Genomic DNA, 2313 nt, shown 5'->3' with positions numbered 1-2313 from the left:
TTGATCTGACTGTAGCAGGAGGAACTGGAGCTTATACTTATTCTTGGAAAAAAGGAGGAATTGCTATTGCTAATACGACTCAGGATTTAACTGCAATTGGCAATGGAAGTTATGAAGTTACCGTTACGGATGCTAATGGATGTACTGCAGTTGAAACAATTGTAATTGGACAGCCAAATGCGGCATTAGCTATAACAGTGTCTTCTAAAACGGATGTAAAATGTTTCGGACAATTAACTGGAGCCATTGATCTGACTGTAGCAGGAGGAACTGGAGCTTATACTTATTCTTGGAAAAAAGGAGGAATTGCTATTGCTAATACGACTCAGGATTTAACTGCAATTGGCAATGGAAGTTATGAAGTTACCGTTACGGATGCTAATGGATGTACTACAGTTGAAACAATTGTAATTGGACAGCCGGCTCAAGCCCTTTCATGTTCAGTAGTTCAAAACAAACCTGTAACTGCAAATGGTTTAAGTAATGGTGAAGCAACTGTATCCGTACTTGGCGGTACTCCTGGTTATACTTACTTATGGGATAATGGTGAAATTACACAAAAAGCCACAGCATTAAACGCAGGAATGCATAGTGTAAAAGTTACAGATGCAAATGGCTGCTTTACAGAATGTACGGTACAAATTACGCAACCAAATGTATTAGCCTGCAGCATCTTACAAGATGCAACCGTAAAATGTTACGGTGGTAATACTGGTAAAGCAACTGTAACAGCTGTTGGAGGAAATGGTGAATATACTTATGAATGGGATAATGGAGAAACAACTGCAACTGCTAATGCTTTAACTGCCGGATTGCATTCAGTTACAGTTACAGATAAATTAGGTTACACTACAAAATGTGAAGTTACCATTGGTCAGCCGCAAGATCCTTTAAGTGCAACTACAACGCAAGTTAATGTAGCTTGTGGTGGAGGCACAACAGGTTCTGCAACTGTAATTCCAGCTGGAGGAACAAGCCCTTACACTTATTCTTGGAATACAACTCCTATTCAAACAGGAGCTACAGCTACTGGGCTTCAAGCAGGAACATATATTGTTACTGTTAAAGACGCTAACTTATGTACAATCACAAAAACGGTAACTATTATAGATGGAGATTCTATTAAACCAATAATAGATCCATTACCAGAAACTTCTACTATTAATTGTCCAGCATTACCTGTATTTACTCAGGCAACCGCAACTGATAATGGTGGTAATACTCCGATTTTAACTTACGAAGATGTTACCACTCAAGGTAACTGTGCCGGTTCTTATTCAGTTACAAGAACTTGGACAGCAAAAGATGAGTGTGGTAACATTTCACTTCCAGTAAGTCAAACAATTAATGTACAAGATAAAACAAAACCAACTTGGTCAACTGAAACAGCTTCTTTAGACCGAACAGTAGAATGCAGCGATGCACAAGCTTTGGCAGCGGCACAAGCTTTACTGCCAACTGCAACTGATACTTGCGATCAAGATGTTTCTAATATTGACAAAGTAAAAGGTGAGTTTAAAGCTTCTACAGAATGCGGAAATGCAGGAACTTACACCAATACTTGGACAGTGACAGATGCTTGTGGAAACACTTCTGAAACTTTTACACAAGTAATTACAATTCAAGACACTACTGCACCAACATGGTCCACTGAAACAGCTTCTTTAGACAGAACAATAGAATGCAACGATGCGCAAACTTTAACAGCAGCCCAAGCTTTATTCCCAACTGCTATTGATGCCTGCGATACTAGTGTTTCAAATCTTGATAAAGTAAGCGGTGAATTTAAAGCAATCGAAGGATGCAAAAATGCCGGCACTTATACTAATACTTGGACCGTTACAGATGCTTGCGGAAACATTTCTGAAAAATTCACTCAAACAATTACAATTCAAGACACTGCTGCGCCAACTTGGTCAACTGAAGCTGATTCCTTAAACAGAACAGTAGAATGCAGCGACGCGCAAGCTTTAGCAGCTGCTCAAGCCTTATTCCCTGCTGCAACTGATGCATGTGATACTAATGTGGCTAATCTTGATAAAGTAAGCGGTGAATTTAAAGCTTCTCAAGAATGCGGAAATGCAGGTACTTACACCAATACTTGGACTGTAAAAGATGATTGCGGAAATATCTCTGAAACATTTACTCAAATAATTACAATTCAGGATACAACAAAACCAACTTTCGTTGGTGATCTGCCATCAGATAGTACTGTTTCTTGTGATGCCGTTCCAGAACCATTTAATATGGAAGCTTCTGACAATTGTAATGGAAACTTGCCAATTGTTTTCAAAGAAGTTAAAAGTGATGTTA

At 38.9% G+C, this 2313-nt stretch carries 1 protein-coding gene; it reads left to right on the top strand.

All coding sequences use genetic code 11. The features are described 5' to 3' along the window. Window positions 1–2313: SprB repeat-containing protein (locus ACHRVL_RS22985; protein ID WP_395415591.1), on the top strand; the 2313-nt coding region annotated here is incomplete at both ends.

Origin of the sequence: Flavobacterium sp. FlaQc-28 (assembly GCF_044007415.1) — a bacterium.
Classification (GTDB): Bacteria; Bacteroidota; Bacteroidia; order Flavobacteriales; family Flavobacteriaceae; genus Flavobacterium.
Note: the sequence above shows the minus strand (reverse complement) of the source record. Positions and strands in the feature narration are given on the sequence as shown.